Raw genomic sequence first — 19863 nt, forward strand, 5'->3', positions numbered from 1 at the left:
TCGATCACTTCCTCGAGCCGACGGACCCGCGGAATCGACCTTCCAGCAAACGATCTGGGTATGGTGGGATTCCGGCGCGAGAGGAGCACGTCTGTGAAGCTGATCAGCACAATTGCCTGTACAACCGCCGCGGTCGGCACCTCGCTGATCCTTCCGACGATGGCATCAGCAACCGATGTGCATTGCGCAGCCGACAGTGGCACGGATGTGACGGTGATCGATGGACGCACCGCATGCCGGGCCGTGGCGGAAACCCACGGCCGGGCCAGGGCGGCCGGATACGACGGGGTCGGGTACGCGCACGCCGCCCGCGGCGCAGCCGCACTCGGCATCGGCGCGGCGGGCGGAGTCGGCGCCAGCGACGGGGTCGGCGGGATTCCGATCGCCTTCGGCTTCGGTACGGACGCGATCGCACTGACCACGATCGGCACTGCGACAACGGATTCCGAGACCGGCCCGCCGCAGGCGGCCACACCGCTGTTCGCGGTATCGGTCGCCTTCGAAGGCTCACGGGCGCAGGTCGCGACCGCCGACAGTTCGGTGGTGTGCCTCGGCACGGCGGCCTTCGCCTGGAATTCGGCAACCGGCACAACCTGTCTGACCACGCCTTTCGGACGCTGGCAAACACCGCGATCCGAGCTAGGCTGAGATTTCGGCCCGCTACCCAGCAGGAGGTGCGCCCGTGGTTTCTGCCATCCCGGCACCGGACCGGTGGCCGTCCGCGCCACGGGAAATGCTCGTCGACCCGAGATTCGTCCGGCTCGCCGACCATTTCTTCGGCATGTTCACCCAGCCGACGCGCGGCGGCGGCGCCCTCGCCATCTACCTCGACGGTCGGCCCGTCGTCGATATCTGGGCGGGCTGGGCAGCCAAGGATCGCCGCTGGAACGGCGCCAATGTCGCGCTCACCTTCTCCACCGGCAAGGGCGTCGCGACGACCGTGGTGCACCGACTTGCCGAGCGGGGACTGATCGACTACAACACCCCCGTCGCGACGTATTGGCCGGAGTTCGCCGCGCACGGCAAGGGCGACATCACCGTGCGCGATGTGCTCGCGCACCGCGCCGGACTGCATCGGGTCCGCGGCCTGGTCCCCGGCCGCGAGGGCATCCTCGACTACGATGCCGTCGTGGCGGCGCTGGCCGAGAGCCCGGCCGATCCGCGGCGGATCCGCACTTCGGGCTATCACGCGATAACCTTCGGCTGGCTGGTGGCCGAGATCGTGCAGCGCGTCACGGGTGATCCGTTCACCGATCTGGTGCGGCGCGAGATCGCGGAGCCACTCGGCTATCAAGAATTCTGGTTCCAGGTACCGGTATCCGAGCGCTACCGGATCGCCAAGATCTTTCCGCATCTGAGCCCGCCCGGAATCCGTTGGAATACCGCATCATCGGTGCTGTCCTGGGTACGGCCGATCCGTGGGCTCGCCGAGGCGGGCATGCCGGAGAACTTCGACGAATTGGTCCGCGATCCGCGCGTGCACGATGCGGTGATGCCGGGCTGGAACGGCGTCTTCTCGGCGCGCGCACTGGCCAGGATGTACGGGGCACTGGCGAATGGTGGCCGGGTCGAGGCGTTGGATCCGGAGGGCGACGGACCCGGCATCGGCGCGGTGCAGTTCCTGAAACCGGAGACAATTGAGCTCATCAACCAAACGCAGCAGACCGACAGTCGCGACTATGTACTCGGACTGCCGCTGAAATTCACTCTCGGCTATCACCGACCGGTGGTGATGTCCAAACAGCAGCCGCACAATGCCTTCGGCCACTACGGTCTCGGCGGTTCGGGTGCCTATGCCGATCCCGAGCTCGGCATGTCGATCGCCTTCGTCACCAATCGCCTCGGCAATGCGGTGACCGCGCTCGGGGACGCCCGCCTCGCGCGCTTGGCCGCCATTGCCAGCCACATGGTGCGCAAGGCGAGACCGGAGCGGGTGGTCGAACCGGGCGACCAGTGAGTTCGTAGCTATAGATATGGAGCAGGCGGACGCACCACCCGAAACGGCGCCGGACGCCGTACGTCCGCCGCCGCGCACGCCCCGGATGGCTATCGCGCACGCGCTGGCCGCTGGCATCGATTTCGAACGGTACTTCCGATGGCGACGGGGGCGCGAGGGTGATCCGTTCTATGTCCGGTTTCCCGGATTGGGTGCCGTGCTGTTCACCGGCACGGCCGTTGGCGCCCGCGAAATCTTTCGCGCGCCGATCGAACTGCTCGAACCGCCGCGGCCGAATCCGATCGAACCGCTGGTCGGCGCCGCCTCGCTCATCCTGACCGCTGGTGAACGGCATCGGCGCGATCGGGCACTGCTCGCGCCCGCGTTCCACAGCGCCAGGATCCGCGCCTACGGCGAGCTCATCCGCGATTCGGCCGTGGACGAAATGTCCGGCAGCACAAGCGAATCCCGCCCCGCCTGGCGACCTGGCACCCGCATCGACTCGCGCGCGGCAGCCAGGGCCATCACGCTGCGGGTGATTCTGGATGCGGTATTCGGGGTGGACAGCCGCGAGCGGCGCGCCGAATACACCGCCGCCGTCGCGGAGTTCCTCACCGCCTTCTCCGGACCGCTGCTACTGGTGCCCGCCCTGCGCCACGGGGTGTTCGGTCATGCGCCGTGGGACCGGTTCGGCAGCGCGCGCGAGCGGCTGGACGAGCTGATCCTGACCGATATCGCCCGGCGACGTGCGGTGGCCGACGATCGCGCGATGGGCGCCGACATTCTCGGCATGCTGCTGGCGACCAGGTATGACGACGGCACCTCGATCTCCGATGATGAGCTGTGCGAACAATTGCGCACCCTGCTCGTCGCCGGGCACGAGACCACCGCGACAACCCTGGTGTGGGCGCTGTTCCATCTGCATCGAGAACCCGAGGCGCTCGATCGCCTGCACGCCGAACTGCGGGCGGCGGGGCCGGATGCCACACCGCTAGAGATCGCCGGTCTGCCATATCTGGACGCGGTCTGCCAGGAGACACTGCGGCTGCATCCCGCGGTGCCGATCGTCCTGCGGCGGCTGACCGCGCCGTTCACACTGCGTGGTGTCGCACTCGCGGCGGGCGAGACGATGGGCGTCGCGGTGCCGCTGCTGCACTCCGATCCCGCGGTGTGGTCGGATCCGGGGCTGTTCCGGCCGCAGCGATTCATCGAGCACAAGTACCGACCGTTCGAATTCGCGCCGTTCGGCGGCGGACATCGCCGGTGTGTCGGGACGTCACTGGCCGACTACGAACTGCGGATCGTGCTCGCCACCGTCCTGGGTCGGGTCCGGCTACGGCTCACGCCGCGGTATGCGCGGGGGCGGGCGCCGCTGTCGGTGCCGCACAACATCGCGACGGGGCCACATCGGTCGATCCCATTCGACGTCGTGGCGTGCGCGAGCGTCAGCGAGTGAACCACCAGTACAGTGCGCCTTCGCGCGGACGATGGAGCCGAGCGCCAGCGAGGTGAAGTCGTGAGCGACGGGCCCGAAGCAGGCAGCTCGGGTAGCCACGAACGGCACCGAGAGCATCACCATCAGATTCGGCGGCGTGGGCGACGGGCCGAACGAGGAAGCCTGCGCAACCAGCAGGGCACCGAGAGCGCCACCATCGCACACATCGGCGTGAAGCTGCGTTAGTTATGTCACAAAGAAGTTTGGTGCTCGCCGCGGACGCGCTCGTGGCCCACCCTTCGGATACATCCAGACTCACCGACGTGACCGGCAGTTATCACGAAAGATGGTGACCCTCAACGCCGTATGTGTCGCACGCCACATTTGATGTCCAACGTCTATCAATCTGAAACGCCGGTGGCATCGGACCGCACCGGGCAGGTAGGAAGGACGACAGGGTCGGGTGCGTCATCAATACCCGTGGGGTGCTTCACGTTCCTCACGCCGTTTTTCCGTGGGCGTTTGCGACCGGATTCCACATGAGTCTTCGTGGGACCGCCATCCGAGCACCACACCGATAAGAAATCTCGCTATGCCACCGGCGTGGCCGAGAGATGGATTGGACGAGAAACCTATGCATGCCGCTTTGCACACCAGGACATCGACTGCTCCTCGTCGGGGAGCGCTAGCCCGCCGACTCCGGCAGGGCGTCCTATTGTCGGCGGCGATCGCCGCGATCGGTGTCACCGCCGTCGCGCCCGCACAGGCCGATCCGCTGCCCGGCGCCGGCTCGGGCTCCTCTTCCTCGCCCGTCACCGATCCGGGCGCCAAGGCGAATTTCGCGCCGCCGAGCATCAGCCCCGGTGACGGTGAGACCGTCGGCGTCGCCCAGCCGATCATCATCAGCTTCAAGGAGCCGGTGACCGATCACGCCACCGCCGAGCAGGCCATCAAGATCACCTCCTCGAATCCGGCCCCCGGACACTTCTACTGGTTCAACGACAAGCAGGTGCGCTGGCGGCCGGACGAGTTCTGGACCGCCAACACCGATGTGACCGTCGAGGCGGGCGGCACCCGTACTGCCTACCGGATCGGTGACGCCTTCATCACCACCGCCGACGACGACACCCACACCATCACGATCACTCGCAACGGCGAGGAGGTCATGACGATGCCGACCTCGATGGGCAAGACCAAGCACGAGACCCCGAACGGCACGTACTTCGTCGGCGAGCAGCTGCGCAAGATGACCATGGATTCATCCACCTACGGTGTGCCGACCACCGATCCCGAGGGCTACAAGGTCGAGGTCGAGTACGCCACCCGCATCTCCAACAGCGGCATCTTCGTGCACGCGGCGCCGTGGTCGGTTGCGCAGCAAGGTGTTTCGAATGCCAGCCACGGCTGCCTGAACGTCAGCACCGAGAACGCCAAGTGGTTCTTCGAGAACGCCAAGAAGGGCGATCCGGTCATCGTCCAGAACACCCAGGGCGGCACCCTCAACTCCCGCGACGGCTACGGCGACTGGAACGACTGACCTGGCCTCCACCCCCGAAATCGCAAGGCGACAACTGATTTCGCGAGCACATGGGTAACTCGTCGGGACCCCCAAAACTCAGCCGGTAACCTGACTGCTGGCCCACAACGGCGCAGTTGACGCGCCTGACGGCCGGCCGAAGGTCCGGGGAGGCAGCGGAGCAAGCCGAACATTACGACCAAATTGGACAAAAGTCCGGTCGTGGTGTTCGGCTTTTGCTTCACTTGCCCGATGCGCGAGATGTTCAGCGGATCGGCGCTCAACGTTAACCGACTGTTTGCTGCGGGACGTAAAGTCTCGGCGGTGCGTACCAGGCCGGAACGAGTGCTGCCACAACCGCGAGGGCGTGGACTGCGTAACCGGCCGTGGCAGGACTATGCACTGTTCCTGGTGTTGCTCGGGCCGAATCTGGCGCTGCTGACGCTGTTCGTCTACCGCCCGCTGGCCGACAATATCCGGCTCTCGTTCACCGACTTCAATATCTCCGACACGTTCGTGAACTACATCGGGTTCGCGAACTACCGGGAGTGGTGGGGCCGTGACGACTCCTGGCAGATCGTCACCAATACCGTGGTGTTCACCCTGGCCGCAGTGGTGGGCAGCATGGTGCTCGGCCTCGCGCTGGCCCTGCTGCTGGACCGTAAGCTGTTCGGCCGCAACGTGGTCCGTTCGACCATCTTCGCGCCGTTCGTCATCTCCGGCGCCGCCATCGGTGTGGCGTTCCAGTTCATCTTCGATCCCAGCTTCGGGCTGATCCAGGATGTGCTGCACCGCATCGGTGTCGACAAGGTGCCCGACTTCTATCAGGACCCGCACTGGGCGCTGTTCATGGTGACGGTCACTTATATCTGGAAGAACCTCGGCTACACCTTCGTCATCTATCTGGCCGCACTACAGGGCACCCGCGCCGACCTCATGGAGGCGGCCGAGATGGACGGCGCGAGCCGCTGGACCACCTTCACCAAAGTGCTTTTGCCGCAATTGCGTCCGACGACGTTCTTCCTGTCCATCACGGTGCTGCTGAACTCGCTACAGGTCTTCGACATCATCAACGTGATGACGCGCGGCGGACCGCTCGGCACCGGCACCACGACCATGGTCTACCAGGTCTACGAAGAGTCCTTCCGCAACTTCCGGGCCGGATACGGCGCGACGGTCGCCACCATCATGTTCCTCGTGCTGCTGGTCATCACGCTGGTGCAGGTGCGCATCATGGATCGGGGCGAGCAGTGAAACACGCTGGCGTGGAGACACTTTCATATCGTCGTAGGCAGCGGGTGGTAACGCTACTCGGCTACGCCGCAATGGTGTGCGTGCTGATCATCGTCGGCGTTCCGCTGTTCTGGATCATCATCACCTCGTTCAAGGCGCGTCCGGATATCTACACCCAGCCCGCGGCGTACTGGCCGCACAGCTGGCATCCGGAGAACTACGAGGAGGCCACCACCGCACTGCCGTTCTGGACGTTCCTGCGCAATTCGCTGATCATCACCGGGATCATCTCGCTGGTGAAATTCGTGCTCGGGGTGTTCAGCGCATACGGCCTGGTATTCCTGCGCTTTCCGGGCAAGACCGCGGTGTTCCTGGTGATCATCGCGGCGCTCATGGTGCCCAACCAGATCACGGTGATCTCCAACTACGCGCTGATCGCCCAGCTGGGCTGGCGAAATACCTTCCAGGGCATCATCATTCCGCTCTGTGGGGTGGCCTTCGGCACCTTCTTGATGCGCAACCATTTCCTCTCGCTGCCGTCGGAGGTGATCGAGGCGGCGCGGATGGACGGTGCCAACTGGTGGCGGCTGCTCACCAGGGTGGTATTGCCGATGTCCGGACCGACGATGGTGGCCTTCGCGGTGGTCACGCTGGTCAACGAGTGGAACGAATACCTCTGGCCGTTCTTGATGGCGGATGACACCAGGGTCGCCACGCTGCCGGTCGGTTTGACGCTGTTGCAGAACACCGAGAATCCGAGCGTCACCAACTGGGGGCCGGTGATGGCGGGCACGCTGCTGACGATGCTGCCGATTCTCGTCGTATTCCTGCTGCTGCAGCGCCACATGATCAAGGGCCTCACCTCCGGTGCGGTCAAGGGTTAACCGAGTACAGGAGAGACAGTGTCCACTTCACAGTTCCCCGCCCTATCGCGGCGTGGATTCATCGGACTGGCCGGTGCGCTCGCCGCGGGTACCGCACTGACCGCGTGCGCGGGCGGCGGCGGTGGCGGCAAGCAGTCCGGTGACGCCAACACCATCACCTTCTGGTCGAATCACCCTGGCACCTCCAAGGAACTCGAGGCCGAGCTGATCAACCGGTTCCAGGCGAAATATCCGGACCTGACGGTCCATCTGGTCGACGCGGGCAAGAACTACGAGGAGGTGTCGCAGAGGTTCAATGCGGCGCTATCGGGCGGTGAGCTGCCCGATGTCATTGTGCTGTCGGATGTCTGGTGGTTCAACTACGCGCTCAACGGCACCATCGAGCCATTGGACTCACACTTCGCCGATGCCGGGGTGCAACTGGACGACTACGTCGATTCGCTGGCCGCGGACTACGTATTCAACGGCAAGCACTACGCACTGCCGTACTCGCGCTCGACGCCGCTGTTCTACTACAACAAGGACGTATGGGCGAAGGCCGGTCTGCCCGACCGCGGCCCGCAGAGCTGGCAGGAGTTCGACGAGTGGGGCCCGAAGCTCCAGTCCGTGGTCGGCGACGGCAAACTCGCGCACGGCTGGGGTGATGCCAAGAACTACCTGGCCTGGACCTTCCAGGGTCCGAACTGGACCTTCGGCGGCGCCTACTCCGATCAGTGGACGCTGAAGTTCACCGACCCCAAAACCATTGCGGCGGGCCAGTTCCTGCGCGATTCGATTTACACCAAGAAGTACGCGGGCATCAAACCGCAGATCGCCGTGGACTTCGGCACCGGCGTCATCGCCTCCACCATCGCCTCCACCGGTGATCTGAAGGGCATCCAGAAGAACGCCGAGGGCAAGCTGGAGTTCGGCACCGCATTCCTGCCGCATCCCAACGGACCCGGCGTCACCACCGGCGGCGCTGGCCTGGCGATTCCGTCGCGCATCTCGGATCAGCGGAAGGTGAACGCGCTCGAGTTCATCGAATTCATCACCAATGCGGCGAATACCGCGTACTTCTCGCAGGGCACCGGATATATGCCGGTGCGCAAGTCGGCGGTGACCGATCCGAGCGAGGTCGACTACCTCGCGAAGAATCCGAAGTCGAAGGTCGCCATCGACCAACTCGCGGTAACCAAATCGCAGGATTACGCGCGCGTGTTCGTGCCCGGCGGTGACCAGATCATCGGCACCGGTCTGGAGCAGATCGGTCTGCAGAATGCCGATCCGGCAACGGCCTTCGCCAATGTGGCCAGTCAGCTGCAAGCCATTATCGACCGGCAGATCACGCCGAAGCTGCCCAAGTAAGTACCGACCGAACGCGGCGCGAGCATCCGCCCCAGGAGCGCCGCACATCAGATGCAGGGAGCGACAGCATGGCAACAGTGCACTTCGACGGGGTGACGCATCTGTATCCCGGTGCGCCGACGCCTGCTGTCGACAATCTGGAGCTCGATATCGCCGACGGGGAATTCATCGTCCTCGTCGGGCCCTCGGGCTGCGGTAAATCGACCAGTCTGCGGATGCTGGCCGGACTGGAATCCGTTGCAGCGGGACGCATTCTGATCGGCGGCAACGATGTCACCGGGCTGCCGCCGCGTGCCCGCGATGTGGCGATGGTATTCCAGAGCTATGCGCTCTACCCGAATATGACCGTCGCGCAGAATATGGGCTTCGCGCTGCGCAATGCGGGAATGAACAAGGCGGATACCGCGGTTCGCGTCCAGGAGGCGGCGAAAATGCTCGAACTCGAGCATCTGCTCGACCGCAAACCGGCGAAACTCTCCGGCGGACAACGCCAGCGCGTCGCGATGGGTCGCGCCATCGTGCGCCGTCCCCAAGTCTTCTGCATGGACGAACCGCTGTCCAACCTGGACGCCAAACTCCGGGTGAGCACCCGATCCCAGATCGCCGCACTGCAGAAGCGTCTCGGCACCACCACCGTCTACGTCACCCACGACCAGGTCGAGGCCATGACCATGGGCGATCGCGTCGCGGTGCTGCGCGAGGGCAAACTCCAGCAGATCGCCAAACCCCGTGAGCTCTACGACAATCCGGTCAATACCTTCGTCGCCGGCTTCATCGGCTCACCCGGTATGAACCTGCTCGACGCTCCGGTCGGCGACGGTGCCGCCATCCTCGGTGACCTGCGAATTCCGCTGCCCCGCACGGTAACCAGCGAACGGGTCATCGTCGGCATCCGCCCGGAATCCTGGGAAACCACCACCGATCCGGACAACAGCCTGGCGGTAGCCGCCGAACTCGTCGAGGAACTCGGCGCGGAATCCTTCATCTACAGCCACGGTGTCACCGATGAATGGAGCAGCCGCTCCGGCAAGGTAGTCGCCCGCGTCGACCGCCGATTCCAGGTGGCCCTCGGCGACCGTTTGCGTCTGCGCCCCAAACTCGACGAGATCTTCTTCTTCGACGGCGAATCCGAGGAACGCCTGCGCTGACGCCCGGCGTCCTCGGCCCGCCGCGTGATCACCAGATCTTGACGCGCTCTGCCGGCTCCAGATACAGCTCGTCGCCGGGCTTTACGTCGAAGGCCGCGTGGAAGCTGTCGATATTGCGGACAACCGCATTGCAGCGGAATTCCGGCGGGGAATGCGGGTCGGTGGCCAGGCGCCGGATGGCCTCCTCGGTGCGGGCCTTGGTACGCCAGACCTGGGCCCAGCCGTAGAAAACGCGTTGCAGACCGGTGAGGCCGTCGAGCATCGGCGGCTGCGCGTCGCCGAGGGAGATCTGGTAGGCGGCCAGGGCGATGGACAGACCACCGAGGTCGCCGATGTTCTCGCCGATGGTGAATTCGCCGTTGACGGTGTGCTCGTCGGACAGCGCCTTGGGCGACAGCACGCTGTACTGGTCGATCAAAGCCTTTGTGCGCTTACCGAATTCGGCGCGGTCGGCCTCGGTCCACCAGTCGACCATATTGCCGTCGCCATCGTATTTGGCACCCTGATCGTCGAAGCCGTGGCCGATTTCGTGGCCGATCACCGCGCCGATGCCGCCGTAGTTGGCGGCGGCGTCGGCGTGCATATCGAAGAACGGCGGCCGCAGAATGGCAGCGGGGAAGACGATTTCGTTCATGCCCGGGTTGTAGTAGGCATTCACCGTCTGCGGGGTCATGAACCATTCGGCGCGGTCGACCGGGCCACCGAGCTTGTTCAGATCGCGATCGTGTTCGGCGGCGTAGCCGCGCCGGTAGTTGCCGACCAGATCGGTCGGGACGACGACGATGGCGGAATAGTCGCGCCACTTGTCCGGGTAGCCGATCTTAGGGGTGAACTTCTCCAGTTTGGTCAGCGCTGCCGCCCTGGTGTCCGGCCCCATCCAGTCCAGGTCGGCGATATTGCGGCGGTAGGCCTCCTGCAGATTGGCGACCAGCTCGACCATCCGCGTCTTGGCCTGCGGCGGGAAGTGTTCGGCCACATACAGTTTCCCGACGGCCTCGCCGAGCAGATCCTGCACCAGCGAAACACCGCGCTTCCAGCGTTCCCGGTTTTCCTGCGCCCCGGTGAGGGTGCGGCCGTAGAAGTCGAAGTTCTCCTCGACGATCGCATCGGTGAGATAGGCCGCGCGCGAACGCAACAGCCGCCACATCGCCCAGGCCTGCCAGTCGGCGAGCGATTCGGCCGCCCAGGTCTGGGCGAAGGTCCGCACATAATCCGGCTGGCGCACAACCACTTCGGCGAACAGCTCCGGACCGGATGCCGATACTCCCTCGGCGAGCGCGGAAGTCCAGGCATGCCAATCGAATTCTGGGTGCTCGGCAACCAGCGCGTCGAAGGTGGTGAGGTTGTAGCTCAGCTCGGCGTCGCGCCGCCGCACCACATCCCAATGCCCGGCCGCGAGTTTGCGCTCCAACTCGAAGATCCGCTGTCCGACCTCGTCGAGATCGGCGGGCAGCAGCGCGGCGATCTGCGGTTCGGCCGCGGCGAGTGCGAACATCCGGCCGATATGCGCGATGTACTCGGCCCGGATCTCGGCGAATTCGTCCTGCCGGTAGTAGGACTCGTCGGGCAGCCCGATCCCGGACTGAGTGGCGTGCGCGAGATACCGGTTGGAGTTCTTGTCGTCGGTGTCGACGTACACGCCGAACGCGCCGCCGACACCCGTGCGCTGCAATCTGCCGAGCAACCCGGCGAAGGCGCCGCGGTCGGCGACCTCGCGGATTTCGGTGAGTTCACCCGCGACCGGCGCCAGCCCGAGCGACGCCACCGTCTCGGTGTCCATGAAGCTCGAATACAGATCACCGATCTTGCGCGCATCACTGCCGTGCGCTGCCGAGGAAGCCGACGCGTCCTGGATGATCACCTGGACATCCAGCTCCGCCTGGTCGTACAGCGTCCGGAAGGCGCCGTCGACCGCGCGGTCCGCGGGTATCTCGTGAGTATCCAGCCAAGCACCGTTGACATGCGCGAACAGGTCGTCTTGCACCCGCACGGCCTGGTCGAGGTAGGACAAATCGATACCGGAGGGACTGCTCAGATCGGAAGTCACGATCTCCAGTATGCAGAGGTGATGCGGATGCCGCCGACGCCAAGGGTTGCCCCGGCCGCGTGGACTGGTCGTTTCGAGCGACCTGCAAGCAGTCGCTACGGCCGGGGGAGCGGTCAGGCGGGCAGGATGATGCGATCGAATTCGCCGTCGCGAGCTCCGGCGATGAAGGCATCCCACTCTTCCGGGGTATAGGTGAGAGTGATGTCGCCGTGGCGCATGATGGCGCTGCCGTCGGCGTGAGTGTGCGCGATCAGCTCGTTATGCGATCGCCCGCAGTTGAGGTGGTTGATGAACGAGGTCCAAAGGCTCGCGGTGACGGTGATGATGGGCTCTTCGGCGGGGCGGTTGGCCGGGTTGCGGCGGTATTTGCTGTCACGGATGAGCACCGCGTCACCATCGAACCGGACCTCGACGCATTGATTGCCGTTGTTCGATCGAGTCGACGTGAACCAGTCAGTAAAAACCGACCGGAAGGTAGCGGTGGTGGCCATGGGCAGGATTTTACACTCGTGCATAGCGGCTGATCAGCGCCAATGACTTGTCACGATTCAACGATTGTTCCAGTGCGCGGACGTAAGCGAAACTCAAATCGCGCACTTGTTCCGGATCATCTACCGCCCCGCCGAAGACCGCGCTCTCGGCCCAGGCAAAGGTCGGCAGCTGTTCGCCGGCGAAGTCGATCAGATGGAAGCTGGAACCGCCGAGCACCGCACCCGCCCGCGCGGCGAACGGGATGACCCGTACCTCGATATTGTCGAGTTGCTCGATCAGCTTCGCCAGATACTCCAGCTGTCCGCGCAGTACCTCCGGACCACCGGTCTGCTGCAGCAGAGTGCCCTCGCCGATCACCGCGGTCAACTCCACCGCTCCCTTACCGCGCAACCGATCCTGGCGCCGCATCCGGATGGCTACCAGTTGCTCGACTTGTACCGGGCGGATCATCACATCCGCACTGATGAGCGCGCGCGCATAATCCTCGGTCTGCAGCAGCCCCGGGAAGACCAAACTGTCATAGCTGCGAATGCTCTGCGCGCCGAACTCCATGCCGTACAGCCGTTGCAGTTCCGGCCCGATCAAGGCCGACGATTTGGCCCACCAGCCGCGCTGCTTACTGGCTTCGAGCAGCGTCAGCAACTCCGCGCGCTCCTCGGCGTCCACCTCGAGCAGTTCGAGCACCGGACCGATGGTGTTGGTGGTGAGAACTCGTCGCCCCTTCTCGACGTGCGACCAGTTGGCGGGAGTGAAGCCGACCCGCTTGGCGAAGGTGGCCGAATCGAAGCCGCGTTGTTCGCGCAATTCCCGCAAACGCAGCACCAGTTCCCAACGAGCAACCGTGGGGGAAACGGATCCCATGTCTCCGGATGCTACGCCGAAAATTTACCTGGCGCGTGACTATTGTCAACCCAGTTGTGCAGGTCTATGGTCAATTTTAGCGGCAACTTTGCTTTTCACGTCGATCCACTCAGAGTCGAGGCGAGGTTCGTCATGAGTACGTCGCGCATAGAACCGGGTAGCTACCTAGCAGCCCAGGATTTCGCGGCAGCCCAAGATGCCTTGGCCCGCTGTCGCAGCTACCGTAAGGACAACGGACTCTACGGGGTCGTCGATCCGACGCTCGGGCGCATCCTGTTGGAAATCGGCGCGGTCGGCGCGGTCGTCATGCCCGCCGTACTCGGCAAGCGGGTGCGCGCCCAACTCCTGGCCACCAACGGACGCACTGGACCGATCATCGTGCACCCGCGTTCCAGCCGCTGGTCCTTCCTCACCGGTCCGACCGACAACTCGTATCTGGATATGACGCTGTTCCCGGAGCTGTTCCGGATGTGCGCCTCGGTGGCGTTACCCGGCAGCCGGATCGTGTTGCCCTCGCCGACCGACGAACACAGCGGCTACCGGATCTGGATCGCGCCACCCGAAGACGACTACCGCCCCGAACTGAGCGATGTCATCGCCGCGACCAGGGCATGTGCCGCGAAAGGTGGGCACGAACTGGTACGGTCGGTGGTCGAGCGCGTCAACGGGTCGGGTGCGGAGTGAGCGTCACGCTGTAGCTCTGCTCGATATTCTGCTGCCACTTGTCCCGGCATTCGTTGAGCTTGGTCTGATCGTTGCCCGCCTTCTGCACGCAGTCCAAGTAGTCCTTACCGCCGGAGTCGACGAAGAAGCTCCACCCGACAATGGTGAGCAGGATCGCGGCGACCAGCCCGATCACGCCGAGGATGACACCGGCGACGGCCATGCCGGTGCCGCCCGCGCTGCCGGAACGGATCTTGAAGAACGCGATGATGCCGAAGATCAGTGCGAAGACGCCGAACAGGTAGCCACCGACCAGCGTCCAACAACTGAGGAACCCGAGGATGCCGAGCACCAATGTGGTGATTGCCAGGCCCTTGCGCTTGGGTGATTCCTGCCAATAGTTGGGCTGCCCCTGATACGGCCCCGGGGGCGGGTAGCCACCGGGCGGCGGATATTGACCTGGCGGCGGATACTGCGACATGGGGGCTTCCTCTCAGCCGGTGCGCTTGTGCGGCAGTCGGCTACTGATCGCACTACCTGAGCTGGGATGTTAATGCCGAACACGCTGATCCTTTTCCAGCGATCTGCGAGCAATCGCTAGGGCTGCGAACCGAGTCGCGCGTGCATCTCCCAGACCAGAATCTCCGCGGGGCCGCGGGCGATCACTCGCTGCCCACCCGACCGGGTCAGCCGGACCGCATCACCCGAGTACAGCGGGCCGACACCCTCCATCTCCACCTCGCCCCTGGCGACGAACAGATGTAGGTACGGCGCGTCCGGGAGGTCGACCAGCTGCTCGACGTCACCGGCCATCCGCGCGACGTGCAGCGCCGAATGGCTGCTGCCGATGGCGATCGCGGTCCGGTCGCGGTAGCGCGGGAGGCCCGAGGCCACGGTCACCAGACCGCCGCCCGCCAATTCGTCGTCGATCTCGAGCTGCTGATAGCCCGGCTCCAGGCCCGGCTCGTCGGGCACCACCCACATCTGTACGAAATGCACGGGCTCGTCGTGTTCGGTGCTGCTGTCCAGCCGCCAGGAGTCGTTCTTCTCCGAATGCAGAATTCCGGTGCCCGCGCTCATCCGCTGCGCCAAGCCGGGATAGATGACGCCGCTGTGACCGAGCGAATCCTGGTGCACCAGGCTGCCGCCGAGCACCCAGGTCACGATCTCCATATCCCGGTGCGGATGGGTTTCAAAGCCCTGACCAGGGGAAACAATATCTTCGTTATTGACGAGCAGCAGCCCGTGATGGGTGTTGTCGGGATCGTAGTGCTCTCCGAAGGAGAAAGAGTGCTTCGAATCCAGCCAGGACACGCGCGTCTTCATGCGATCGCCGCCGCGATGGACATCGATGTGTGGTGTCGTGAGTGTGGACATCATGGTCCTCCTCTCGGGACCGTGCACCGATCACCTTTCAGGGTAGGAGCACATACGACGCGGTACTCCGAATTCCTAGTAAATTGTCCTGCACTCGGCATTTTACGCGAGCGACCGGCGGGTGAACGGCAGGCGAGCAGTACCGACCGGTTCGTCGAATCGCTACCCTGATCAACCCGCTACCGCACCGAAGCGGCCGCGCGCGCCCACGGCGGCGTCGTAACACTATGCGCCACAACGGAACCGGAGGTGACGAACAGATGCGACCCGAGGTGATCGCACGCATCGAGCGACAACTCCGCAATGCCGCACAGCGCGACGGGATCAGTGATTTCGTCGTCGGTGTCGCGGTTTTCCGCGACGGCAAACTCCTGGTAGTCCGCCGCGTACCGGACGACTACCGCGGCGGGATGTACGAACTGCCCGGTGGCGGAGTCGAATCCGGGGAAACGCTGGCCGAATGCGTGGCACGCGAACTCTTCGAGGAGACCGGTCTACGTGTGCGCGATATCACCGACTTTCTCGGCGACTTCGACTACGCCACCAGAACCAAGCCCCGGGTCCGCAAGTACAGCTTCGTGGTCGAGGTAGAGCCGGGCGAGGTGGCGCTCGCGCCGGGCGAACACGACGCCTTCGCCTGGATCGACGCCGCCACCCTCGCCGAGCTGCCGATGGCGCCGGATATGCGCGAAACAATCACCACCTTGGTCGACTGCGTTTGATCGGCGACACGCCGATACTCGCGACGACCACGAAACGAGTCTTTGCGCGACCCGTTCGCGGCTCGTCTCTCGTCCGAGCGAAGGCGCGACCATCGAACTCAGCCGAGCCGCTGCAGCACACACCGCGGGCGCGAGTCTCGAGAGCTCGGCGGGTATACATCCAGCGCTGACCGACCCACTCACTCGACCACCACGGAGCGAGTCTCACGAGCGAGGTGTTCGCGGCCCGTCTCGCGCGCCCCAGCCAGCGCATGCAACGACATCGCGAGTCTCGACAGCTGGTCCGCCGTACACCGGGTACCGACGATCGGCACCTCAGCGACCACCACGGAGCGAGTCTCACGAGCGAGGAGTTCGCAGCCCGTCTCGCGCCCGAGTAGTCGCAGCGCATGCGCCGCAGGCGCGAGTCTCGACGGCTCGGACGCGAGACAACAGGGGGCCGCGAACACGCCGCGCCGAAGGCGCAGCCAAAATGACCCTGTGTCCACTGGTCGCCCCGAAGGCTCAACTCCCGCAGACGAGCGGCCGGTATCGCTGCAGACGGCGCTGCGCGAGAGTCCCGGCGTACTACGTCTGGCCCTGATCCGCTTCACCGGTCAGTTCGGCGACGGCATGTTCCAGGCGGCTCTGTCGGGCGCCATCCTGTTCAATCCGGAACGCGAAACCGATCCGCTGGCCATCGCGGCCGCCTTCGCGGTGCTCTTGCTGCCGTACTCGCTGATCGGCCCGTATGCCGGTGCGCTGCTGGACCGCTGGGATCGGCGGGCGGTGCTGCTGGTCGCCAATGTGTTGCGGGGGATCCTGATCGGCGCGGTCAGCGTCGGACTCCTGGCGGGTAGCGGTTCGACACCCTTATTGCTGCTGGCCCTCGCCGTGGTCGGGATCAGCAGGTTCGTGCTCTCCGGTGTGTCCGCGGCACTGCCTCGAGTGCTGGACCAGCACTGGCTGGTGCCCGCGAATTCGGTGCTCGCCACGGTGGCGTCCGGCTGTGCCGGTATCGGGGCCGCCGCCGCGGTCGCGATTATCGGACTGATCGGCGCCGGTGATTTCGCGTCGGCGGTCGCGGTGGCGATCAGCGCCGTCTGGTCGGTCTTCGGTGCGGTGCTCGCGGCCGGATTCGGGACCGGGGTACTGGGTCCGGAGCCCGGAACGGCGGTGCGCGACAGTGCGGTACGCGCGGTCGCCACCGGCCTGCGCCACGGTGCCGCGGCGGTATGGGGATCGGTTCAGGTCACCACCGCGATGGTTGGTATCGGCACACACCGGATCGTCTTCGGCACCAACACCCTGATCATGGTGTTGGTGCTGCGGCAGGCGCCGGTCGACGGCGGCGGAGCCAATACCGGGCTGACCCGTTTCGGACTCGCTATCGGCGCGACGGCGGCGGGGATGCTGGTCGCCGCGGTCGTCGCACCGTTGTTGATTCCGCGCCTCGGGCGGTCGCGCACGGTCGTGCTCGGTCTGTTCACCGCGACCGTGGTCCAGTTGACGCTGGTCACGCCGACCGCCATCGCGACGGCCGGGACCGCGGCGCATCGGGCGCATCAGGTGCTGCTCGTCGGTGCGTTCCTGTTCGGGCTGGCGGGCCAGATCATCAAACTGACCGGTGACGCGACGATGCAGATCGATATCGGCGACACCAGGCGCGGTCAGGTATTCGCATTGCAGGACACGGTCTTCAATATCGCGTTCGTGCTGGCGATCGCGATCGCCGCTCTGGTGATACCGACCGATGGTCGCTCGATCGGGGTGGTGCTGGTCGGTGCCGGAATCTATTGCGCCGGAATCGCGGCCATCGCACTGAACAACCGGCGCGAACCGGCTACTCGCTGAACGGTGTTGCGGGGTAACCGGGTTCATCGCCGGACCAGCTGCGGTGCTGGAGTGCGGCCACCTGTGCCGACCCCCACCCCTCATCGAATTGCTGCGCGATACCGTCCGACGGGGCCTGCGGATCCGACCATCGGGAATCCTGCGGCGACTCATCATGATTCGGCGGCGCCGCGCCGAACTCGTGGCCGGCGAGGTGATCCGGCTCCGGCTCGGTGCGATCGATCCAGGCGAGATGTTCGCTGCCCGCATCGGCCGGATTGCCGGTGATCTGATGATTCCAGGTGCCATCGCCGGTCGGATCGGTGAAGAAATGGTCGAGTACGCCGTCGTCGTCGAGATCCAACCCGACCACATCGGCGACACCGGTGCCGTGTGAATCCCACAGGGCGTCATCGGCGAGACCGTCGCCGTCGAAGTCGAGGCCGACCGCGTCACCCGCACCCGAGCCGGATAGATCCAGGTCCGCCTGGCTGGTCCAGATGTGGACCGTACCGTCACCGGTCCCGAAAACGTACTCGATCTCGTTCATATCTATTTGGACGCGGCTGCCGCCCATCCGGTTCCGTCATCGCGCGAAGCCGGTGCGAATTCGATACCATCGCACCCGCTCGCGATACGGCATTCGGACAGCACGGTCGAGTAAGTTGATCTTCCATCGACCTGAATCGACAGGGAGCCAACAAGACATGGGATTTCGGCCGAGCAGCACGCGGTTATTCGCGTCGGCGGCCACCTCTCCCTGTGCAACCGCACTATTCGGCGTACTACTGGCCGGGGCGCTGACCGTACCGACGCCGCTCGCACGGGCCGCACAGCATCCGTGGGCGCCGCCACCGGTGAACAGCTGCGGCGAGATCGGGTTCGATCCGGTGAACCGGGAGCCCGACCCGAACGCACCGCCGCCTCCGCCGCTGCCACAGCTACCCCCGCAGATCGATATCCCGGTGCCGGTTCCGGAGATCACGCCGGTACCGGTGCCCGATCCGCCGCCGAACAACACCCGCATCGATCCGGAGCCGCTGCCCGAGGACCCGTGTCGCAACCCGTGCCCGGACGTGCGCGACACCCCGAAGCCGCCGGAGCCCGGCACCGATCCGGAACCGGATACCGCACCGAGCACCGGGTCGAGTTCGGGCTCCGGGTCCGGGTCGAGTTCGGGCTCCGGATCCGGCTCGAGTTCGGGCTCCGGATCGATCCGGCTGCCGCGCATAGAGATCCGCCCGGAGATCGAACCCATTCCGATCCCGGTGCCCGGCGGCGACGGACCCGAACCGCAGCCAGCGCCACCGCTGGTCGTGCACCCGGCCCAGCCGGGACCACAGGCCGCCGCCATCGCTCCGCCGCTGGTGGAGTCGGTGGATCTGGTCGGCCAGGTGACCGGACACGGTTCGCAGAACCGGACGGATATGCGCTGGCAGGTCGACGGCACCGATCTCGGGATCATGTGGGAGACCAAGCCGGGCGAGGTCGCCCTCGCCTTCGGTGACACCTTCGGCGACGGCTGGCAGAGCGGCGGTGTCGGCGGGCCGGATTGGCGCAGCAATGTGCTCGGCTACAGCACCGACCACGACCTCGCCGATGGCCTCGGCATCGACACCATGGTGCAGGACAGCCGCTGTCACGCCACCGAGTTGCTATCCAGTCGCAAGATCAAGAACTGGGAGACGACCACCATCCCGACCTCGGGGTTCGCGATCGGGCAGCGCCAGTTCATGAGCTATATGTCGGTGAATCACTGGAGCCGGATCCCGGGCATGTGGTCGACCAACTACGGCGGTCTCGCGTACTCGGACGACAATGGCCGCACCTGGGTCAAGGATCAGCATGCCAAGTGGGACAACTTCTTCGGGATCGGCCGCTTCCAGGTGGCGGCGATGGTGCCGCAGGGCGATTACGTCTACATGTTCGGCACACCCAACGGCCGGATCGGCATGATCGGCCTGGCCAGGGTGCCGAAGGCCGAGGTGCTGAACAAATCGGCCTACCAGTACTGGGTCGGCGGCACCTGGGCCCCCGCCGCCGAAAACCAGGCCACGCCTTTGGTTCTCGGCATGGCCAGCGAACTGTCGGTGCGGTTCGACACGAACAGCGGACAGTGGCAGATGGTCTACCTCGACTCCGCCCGCGGTGCGATCGTGATGCGCACCGCGGCGGCGCCGCAGGGCGCGTGGACCGATGGCATCGCGCTGGTCTCGACCGACGACTACCCGAAGGCCTACGGCGGCTTCATCCATCCGTGGTCGACGGCCAAGGATCTGTACTTCACCATCTCGGCATGGGATACCTACAACGTGTATCTCATGCACGCCGAACTCGATCCGCCGCGCTGATCGCGATCGGGTCGGCGCAACGGCGGTTCGGTAGGGTGC

Annotated in this window: 19 protein-coding genes; 13 read left to right on the forward strand and 6 right to left on the reverse strand. The window is 65.2% G+C overall.

What is annotated here, in order from left to right:
* Positions 1-60: 60 nt before the first annotated feature.
* From ACQP1G_RS45885 to ACQP1G_RS45925, 9 genes are all read left to right on the forward strand, one after another.
* Complete coding sequence (locus ACQP1G_RS45885; RefSeq protein WP_433197019.1) at positions 61-648, forward strand: DUF6764 family protein; 588 nt, start codon at positions 61-63, stop codon at positions 646-648.
* A gap of 85 nt (positions 649-733) precedes the next feature.
* Positions 734-1957 carry a serine hydrolase domain-containing protein gene (locus tag ACQP1G_RS45890; RefSeq protein ID WP_433209441.1) on the forward strand — a complete coding sequence of 408 codons (1224 nt, stop codon included), beginning with the start codon at positions 734-736 and terminating at the stop codon, positions 1955-1957.
* A gap of 16 nt (positions 1958-1973) precedes the next feature.
* Positions 1974-3392 (forward strand): cytochrome P450, encoded by a 1419-nt coding sequence (locus tag ACQP1G_RS45895; RefSeq protein ID WP_433197021.1) that lies wholly within the window; start codon positions 1974-1976, stop codon positions 3390-3392.
* Positions 3393-3452: 60 nt separating this feature from the next.
* Positions 3453-3617, forward strand: a complete 165-nt coding sequence (locus tag ACQP1G_RS45900; RefSeq protein WP_433197023.1) for a hypothetical protein — start codon at positions 3453-3455, stop codon at positions 3615-3617.
* Positions 3618-4005: 388 nt separating this feature from the next.
* On the forward strand, positions 4006-4908 hold the full coding sequence (locus ACQP1G_RS45905) for a L,D-transpeptidase (RefSeq protein ID WP_433197025.1): 903 nt from the start codon (positions 4006-4008) through the stop codon (positions 4906-4908).
* Between the two features lie 303 nt (positions 4909-5211).
* Entirely contained in the window at positions 5212-6141 is a 930-nt protein-coding gene (locus ACQP1G_RS45910) for a carbohydrate ABC transporter permease (protein ID WP_433197028.1), read from the forward strand.
* A gap of 71 nt (positions 6142-6212) precedes the next feature.
* Positions 6213-7004 carry a carbohydrate ABC transporter permease gene (locus tag ACQP1G_RS45915; protein WP_433209444.1) on the forward strand — a complete coding sequence of 264 codons (792 nt, stop codon included), beginning with the start codon at positions 6213-6215 and terminating at the stop codon, positions 7002-7004.
* An 18-nt stretch (positions 7005-7022) separates the two neighbouring features.
* Positions 7023-8351, forward strand: coding sequence for an ABC transporter substrate-binding protein (locus tag ACQP1G_RS45920; RefSeq protein ID WP_433197030.1), 1329 nt, complete (start codon positions 7023-7025; stop codon positions 8349-8351).
* A 68-nt stretch (positions 8352-8419) separates the two neighbouring features.
* Complete coding sequence (locus ACQP1G_RS45925; RefSeq protein WP_433197032.1) at positions 8420-9499, forward strand: ABC transporter ATP-binding protein; 1080 nt, start codon at positions 8420-8422, stop codon at positions 9497-9499.
* 28 nt (positions 9500-9527) lie between these two features.
* Here ACQP1G_RS45925 and ACQP1G_RS45930 read toward each other — a convergent pair whose 3' ends face one another.
* The 3 genes from ACQP1G_RS45930 to ACQP1G_RS45940 all read right to left on the reverse strand — a co-directional run bounded on the left by ACQP1G_RS45930 (position 9528) and on the right by ACQP1G_RS45940 (position 12899).
* Positions 9528-11555, reverse strand: coding sequence for a M13 family metallopeptidase (locus ACQP1G_RS45930; protein ID WP_433209447.1), 2028 nt, complete (start codon positions 11553-11555; stop codon positions 9528-9530).
* A gap of 104 nt (positions 11556-11659) precedes the next feature.
* Complete coding sequence (locus ACQP1G_RS45935) at positions 11660-12037, reverse strand: DUF397 domain-containing protein (protein WP_433197034.1); 378 nt, start codon at positions 12035-12037, stop codon at positions 11660-11662.
* Positions 12038-12047: 10 nt separating this feature from the next.
* The gene (locus ACQP1G_RS45940) at positions 12048-12899 is read right to left on the reverse strand and encodes a Scr1 family TA system antitoxin-like transcriptional regulator (protein ID WP_433197036.1); all 852 of its coding nucleotides are present in this window, start codon (positions 12897-12899) and stop codon (positions 12048-12050) included.
* A gap of 132 nt (positions 12900-13031) precedes the next feature.
* On the opposite strand from ACQP1G_RS45940, the gene ACQP1G_RS45945 reads away from it, so the two are divergent.
* Positions 13032-13583, forward strand: a complete 552-nt coding sequence (locus tag ACQP1G_RS45945; RefSeq protein ID WP_433197038.1) for a hypothetical protein — start codon at positions 13032-13034, stop codon at positions 13581-13583.
* Here the strand turns inward: ACQP1G_RS45945 and ACQP1G_RS45950 are convergent.
* Together ACQP1G_RS45950 and ACQP1G_RS45955 are read right to left on the reverse strand one after the other, a co-directional pair.
* Complete coding sequence (locus ACQP1G_RS45950; RefSeq protein ID WP_433197040.1) at positions 13561-14043, reverse strand: DUF4190 domain-containing protein; 483 nt, start codon at positions 14041-14043, stop codon at positions 13561-13563. The genes ACQP1G_RS45945 and ACQP1G_RS45950 overlap by 23 nt on opposite strands.
* 116 nt (positions 14044-14159) lie before the next feature.
* Complete coding sequence (locus ACQP1G_RS45955; RefSeq protein ID WP_433209450.1) at positions 14160-14939, reverse strand: pirin family protein; 780 nt, start codon at positions 14937-14939, stop codon at positions 14160-14162.
* Positions 14940-15199: 260 nt separating this feature from the next.
* Between ACQP1G_RS45955 and ACQP1G_RS45960 the strand changes: the two genes are divergently transcribed.
* Both ACQP1G_RS45960 and ACQP1G_RS45965 read left to right on the forward strand, forming a co-directional pair.
* On the forward strand, positions 15200-15661 hold the full coding sequence (locus ACQP1G_RS45960) for an NUDIX hydrolase (RefSeq protein ID WP_433197042.1): 462 nt from the start codon (positions 15200-15202) through the stop codon (positions 15659-15661).
* Positions 15662-16141: 480 nt separating this feature from the next.
* Positions 16142-17494, forward strand: coding sequence for an MFS transporter (locus tag ACQP1G_RS45965; protein ID WP_433197044.1), 1353 nt, complete (start codon positions 16142-16144; stop codon positions 17492-17494).
* Here the strand turns inward: ACQP1G_RS45965 and ACQP1G_RS45970 are convergent.
* On the reverse strand, positions 17484-18023 hold the full coding sequence (locus ACQP1G_RS45970; protein ID WP_433197046.1) for a hypothetical protein: 540 nt from the start codon (positions 18021-18023) through the stop codon (positions 17484-17486). The genes ACQP1G_RS45965 and ACQP1G_RS45970 overlap by 11 nt on opposite strands.
* Positions 18024-18180: 157 nt before the next feature.
* Between ACQP1G_RS45970 and ACQP1G_RS45975 the strand changes: the two genes are divergently transcribed.
* Positions 18181-19824, forward strand: a complete 1644-nt coding sequence (locus tag ACQP1G_RS45975) for a DUF4185 domain-containing protein (protein WP_433197048.1) — start codon at positions 18181-18183, stop codon at positions 19822-19824.
* The last annotated feature ends 39 nt before the right edge of the window (positions 19825-19863 follow it).

This window comes from Nocardia sp. CA-107356, assembly GCF_050946365.1.
In the GTDB taxonomy this organism is placed as follows: Bacteria; Actinomycetota; Actinomycetes; order Mycobacteriales; family Mycobacteriaceae; genus Nocardia.

What these genes read in the sequence shown, in the direction of transcription:
- ACQP1G_RS45915 (WP_433209444.1), top strand. Translation starts at nt 6,213, where the DNA reads ATGGTGTGCGTGCTGATCATCGTCGGCGTTCCGCTGTTCTGGATCATC.
- ACQP1G_RS45885 (WP_433197019.1), top strand. Translation starts at nt 61, where the DNA reads ATGGTGGGATTCCGGCGCGAGAGGAGCACGTCTGTGAAGCTGATCAGC.
- ACQP1G_RS45955 (WP_433209450.1), bottom strand. Translation starts at nt 14,939, where the DNA reads ATGTCCACACTCACGACACCACACATCGATGTCCATCGCGGCGGCGAT.
- ACQP1G_RS45925 (WP_433197032.1), top strand. Translation starts at nt 8,420, where the DNA reads ATGGCAACAGTGCACTTCGACGGGGTGACGCATCTGTATCCCGGTGCG.
- ACQP1G_RS45890 (WP_433209441.1), top strand. Translation starts at nt 734, where the DNA reads ATGCTCGTCGACCCGAGATTCGTCCGGCTCGCCGACCATTTCTTCGGC.
- ACQP1G_RS45975 (WP_433197048.1), top strand. Translation starts at nt 18,181, where the DNA reads ATGGGATTTCGGCCGAGCAGCACGCGGTTATTCGCGTCGGCGGCCACC.
- ACQP1G_RS45970 (WP_433197046.1), bottom strand. Translation starts at nt 18,023, where the DNA reads ATGAACGAGATCGAGTACGTTTTCGGGACCGGTGACGGTACGGTCCAC.
- ACQP1G_RS45940 (WP_433197036.1), bottom strand. Translation starts at nt 12,899, where the DNA reads ATGGGATCCGTTTCCCCCACGGTTGCTCGTTGGGAACTGGTGCTGCGT.
- ACQP1G_RS45950 (WP_433197040.1), bottom strand. Translation starts at nt 14,043, where the DNA reads ATGTCGCAGTATCCGCCGCCAGGTCAATATCCGCCGCCCGGTGGCTAC.
- ACQP1G_RS45945 (WP_433197038.1), top strand. Translation starts at nt 13,032, where the DNA reads ATGAGTACGTCGCGCATAGAACCGGGTAGCTACCTAGCAGCCCAGGAT.
- ACQP1G_RS45895 (WP_433197021.1), top strand. Translation starts at nt 1,974, where the DNA reads ATGGAGCAGGCGGACGCACCACCCGAAACGGCGCCGGACGCCGTACGT.
- ACQP1G_RS45905 (WP_433197025.1), top strand. Translation starts at nt 4,006, where the DNA reads ATGCATGCCGCTTTGCACACCAGGACATCGACTGCTCCTCGTCGGGGA.
- ACQP1G_RS45935 (WP_433197034.1), bottom strand. Translation starts at nt 12,037, where the DNA reads ATGGCCACCACCGCTACCTTCCGGTCGGTTTTTACTGACTGGTTCACG.
- ACQP1G_RS45960 (WP_433197042.1), top strand. Translation starts at nt 15,200, where the DNA reads ATGCGACCCGAGGTGATCGCACGCATCGAGCGACAACTCCGCAATGCC.